The 4,180-nt window shown below is 55.4% G+C and carries 4 protein-coding genes; 2 read left to right on the plus strand and 2 right to left on the minus strand.

The features are described 5' to 3' along the window. Positions 1-1,148: 1,148 nt before the first annotated feature. Positions 1,149-1,646, plus strand: a complete 498-nt coding sequence (locus tag LC354_RS26595) for a DUF2383 domain-containing protein (RefSeq protein WP_223428962.1) — start codon at positions 1,149-1,151, stop codon at positions 1,644-1,646. Between the two features lie 41 nt (positions 1,647-1,687). On the opposite strand, the gene LC354_RS26600 is transcribed toward LC354_RS26595, so the two are convergent. Further along, complete coding sequence (locus LC354_RS26600; protein ID WP_223428963.1) at positions 1,688-2,905, minus strand: DUF2254 domain-containing protein; 1,218 nt, start codon at positions 2,903-2,905, stop codon at positions 1,688-1,690. Between the two features lie 423 nt (positions 2,906-3,328). Here LC354_RS26600 and LC354_RS26605 point away from each other — a divergent pair, with 423 nt between their 5' ends. Next, the gene (locus tag LC354_RS26605; protein WP_223428964.1) at positions 3,329-3,520 is read left to right on the plus strand and encodes a PLDc N-terminal domain-containing protein; all 192 of its coding nucleotides are present in this window, start codon (positions 3,329-3,331) and stop codon (positions 3,518-3,520) included. A 333-nt stretch (positions 3,521-3,853) separates the two neighbouring features. Here LC354_RS26605 and LC354_RS26610 read toward each other — a convergent pair whose 3' ends face one another. Further along, complete coding sequence (locus LC354_RS26610; protein ID WP_223428965.1) at positions 3,854-4,051, minus strand: CsbD family protein; 198 nt, start codon at positions 4,049-4,051, stop codon at positions 3,854-3,856. Positions 4,052-4,180: the final 129 nt, after the last annotated feature.

Consider the following 4,180-nt stretch of genomic DNA (forward strand, 5'->3'; position numbering starts at 1 on the left):
GCCGCCGAACAAGCAAAGGGGCCTGGGCGCCCAGCTCAAAGAGCGACACCGGCTAACATCCAAGCTGATTGACGCGCCGCGACAATCAAAAACACAAAACCCTTGATCGCGATAGAAAACGACGGCATCGTCTCAAGTGTCGCGACCAAGGATTCTCATCCTGATTGACGCGCTCCTCGCATCCAGATTGTCGCGCTACAGTGGTGCATGTTTGGTGTGACGAAGTGGATCGCGCTATAGAGGTGTTCCTCGTTGTACCAGTTTGCGAAGGGTTTCACCCTCTCCTGCGCACCGGCCTTCGTGGCAAAACCCCTGTTAGGCCAAACCGGGCGATACTTGCAGGTGCGAAACACCGCTCGGAGAACGGGTTGTCGTTACTGACGCGCGTGCGTGGCATTCTGGGATGAAGTCCAGGGTGTCAGTTACATCCTCAGGCCTAATATCGGTGAATGCACCTCTGAACGCCTCAACATCATTCGTCTTCGCCAACCCCTAAAGGTAGAACTGATGAAGTTTGAAGGGGAAATATGCTGACAGAACACTCATCAACTACTATATCTTGTGGTCATACCGATTCCTCGATATGCCCACGGAAAGAACCATGATAGCAGCAGTCGACATACCAAATGGTACGCATAGTTGCGGCGGCACGTCCGGGTGTAGCTGATCCAATACGCGTCCCGATCAGGGGCGTTAGGGGGCTGGGCCGGGCAACTGATCCGGCTCCCGACGAGACAGGGTGGGGCGCGACTATAGTCCTTCCCATCCTACTACAGAGGCAGAGCGATCTGCCTTTGCTACACGGGGCGGGTGCGCTCGCCCCCGACGACGTTCAGGCCGCAGGCAAAAAAATACCGAGCGGTTAACAAATTGAGCCTGGACGGCGAAACTTGGCGGAGGGCTTCGGCTCTCCGTTTTTTCTTTTCAGACCTGCGCATGACTGACCCCGCGTCTATCCTTTCAAGCCCTTTGAGGCGGGCTTGGGGCGGATGACGCCGCAGATGCGCGCGCGCAGGTCGGACCAGGGAAAAGGTGCGTGCCGAGCCGACTTACGAAATATGGATGACGCCCAATTCGATTGGTGAAAGAGGTTGGCTTTACGTACCACACCTTCGTTTTGTGCGGTTCGCAGCCCACGGGGAACTCTTGTGGCCTTTGCGCGTTTTTCCATGATTTCAGTCAAGCAAGGGAGTGAACCGATGCCGACCACAACGGCGACATTCGACGACACAGCGATCAATGCTCTGGACAAGGTCCTGATCCGCAGCCTCGATGCTAGGGCGGGATTTCAAACGTTGGTGGAAAAGGCCGAACCGGAGTTCAGACCCGTCGCCGAGGAATTTTTGGCCCTGCACACCTCCCACGCCGAGCGGTTGAGCATCCTGTTGAAACGTCGTGGCTTGGAACCGGAGACCGACGGATCGTTCATGGCCAAGATTAATGAAGGCGTCGTGAGCATCCGCGCCCTGGTGGACGAGATCGACGAGGATGTGATGGACAATATCCGCAGCGGCGAAACGTTCATCGCATCAGCCTTCAAGGAGGCAATTGACGCGGTGCCGGTTGCATCGCGTGAACATGGCGACCTCATCGCGATGAAGGTTGACCTCGACACGCTGCTGGCACGGACAAGCCACTTGGATTGATTCCAGGCACATGCCTGTCGACAGGGGGCCTACGGGCCCCTTTATGTGTCGAGTTCCGCCGAGAAGGTCGCCAGCGTCTTTTTGTGGTCGGGATCCTCGATCTGAGCGTCAAGCGCGGCGATCAGGTATCTGACATGGGCCGTACACAGCGCATCGGTTTTTATATAGTTCAGCGATGCCCCGAAGCTTGACTGAAATACATCGTCGAAACTCAGGGATGACGTGTGGACGGCGTCGCAAACCTGATCACGTAGCCCGCCGTTGTGATTGGAGGCGGCAGTGACTGCGGCATGAAGCCAGTTCAGGCAGTTGATCGCCGTAAAAGGGTCGTTGACGCCGGGAGAGAGGGCGCGGGCGATCATTTCCACGAGCTGGGCGACAATGAACAAAAGATTGTGGTTTTCGGTCTGCGACTTTCCCAATGCAAAGCTGTTGCGCAATTCCGTGACACAATCGTCCGAAATGTCGGATCCCCAGATTTGCATTACGGTTGTGTACTCTGTCACGAACGCCCCGACCGGGCGGCAGACATCAATGATGAGCTCATGCTCGCGCGCAACGGATCTGAGTTGATCGGTGTTGAGGGTCTGAATGTAACCCGTTTTTTCAAGCGCGACGCTTTTGTCCGGATCACGATCGGGCAGTGCGACGGCTTCGCGGTCCTCGTCGCCCTGAGCGTCAATCACGGACTTGATGTCGGCGATCAACTTTTGGCCAAGAGATGCGGTGATGTTGGAAACGTTGATTGTTTCGGGAATGTGATGAACGAAGTAGATCACCGTGAAGATCGACACGAAGGTCAGTCCCAGGGCGATCATGATGGACAGGTGCGGCACAAACAGTTCGGTGCCTTCGCCGTTCGGACTTTGAATCGCGCGCGTGATCATCAACGCATAGACGAACGTCGCAATCAGTATCCCAAGGCTCCATTGATTGCCGCGGTCGCGCATGAAATTTCCGATCAGCCGCGGCCCGAAATTTCCAGAGGCAAAGGACACCGCGACGATCGTCATGGAAAACATGACGCCCGCAACACCAAATACCGATTGCGAAATGGTGGTCATCAGCGATCGGGCTCCATCGACCTGGGTGTCGCGCAAACCTTCCGGTATCTCAAATGGCAACAGATTTGGGTTCTGATCGAGGTACAGGCTGCACTGAGACAGGAAAACGGCAAGACACACCAGCGTACTTGGCAAAAACCAGTAGCTGGCCCGGATGTCTTGCAGCAGCTTAAAGAGAAACGCGCGCGATCCCATTGAACGGATTGGTATCCTCTGTGGCTGGGCAGCGACGTGCTGCCCGGAATTTGATCGTCTTGGTACCGGTGCAAATCATACAACGCTTTGCCGCGCTGTTCGGTGCCATTCAGTCCCACATTACATCATTAGCTTGCGCAGTGTTGTCTGGATACAGTGAAGGCTGCGGGATCGTCGGAAATGTATGGGCCGATCGTTTGCGGATCGGTGCGATTTGTCCGGCGCCAATGCGACCTTTCGCGCTTGCGCTGGCGGGCAAGAGGAAGGGCAGCACGAGCTTCTTTGGGCGGGGCGCCGTCTGCAGAATATAGTCGCGCTTCCACGGAACGATTACACGCTTTTTGCGTTTTGGTGCCATAAGTACGAACGGGTCGCGCAGAAAACTGCGATCTGTCGTTCGCAATAGGTGTAGGAGATTGGAATATGTTGGAAATTGGTGGCATCGGTGGGTTGATCATACTCGTTCTCGATATCTGGGCGATCGTATCGATTGTCGGATCCAGTGCATCGACGGGTAAGAAGGTCATCTGGACACTGTTGGTTCTGGTGTTGCCCGTTCTGGGTTTCGTCATCTGGTTCTTCGCAGGCCCGCGCAGTTCGGCCCGAAGCGTTTAAACAAGAGAAGACCTTCACGGACAGAGCAGGCCAACAGGCCTGCTTTTTCTTTGGGTTGTCGTGCAAATGGCCTGCTGCTGGCCGTTGGGTCGACATCCATGCGTGCGACAAGTGCAGCAGCGATCGTGTACAGAGCGGTGTAGGACAGCATCGTGGTTTGCGTTGGAGAAGCGCCAGTCAAAGCAAGACCAAATCTGGGTGCGAGTGGGTGAGTGATCTGCACAGTGTGCGCACGCAGCAGGCTTATGCGGAATGCCAGAACCTCAGCTCAATTGAACCGGTCGGGCGCATATCGGCACACCAAGTCAATTCTTGTTGTGCCCCATACTGACATCAATGCCTGGACAGCCACTCGTCAACTTCTTTTTCAGCGGCTTCCTCTGATTTGCCGTATTGTTCTTGAATCTTGCCAACCAGTTGCTTGCGGTTGCCGTCGATGACATCCAGGTCATCATTGGTCAACTTCCCCCAACGGGCTTGGGCTCCTCCCTTGAATTGTTCCCATTTGCCTTCGATCTGATCCCAATTCATGTGTCATCTCTCCTTGATTTGTCACGTGCCGCGCAACGGCGTGACACTTTATCCGACATTCCCCAAGTGGCCTGCCATCTGACGCGAAGATCGCCTGATCAGGCCTGCGGATCAAGTATCTTTTACCTC

This window comes from Tateyamaria pelophila (genome assembly GCF_019966495.1).
Classification (GTDB): Bacteria; Pseudomonadota; Alphaproteobacteria; order Rhodobacterales; family Rhodobacteraceae; genus Tateyamaria; species Tateyamaria pelophila.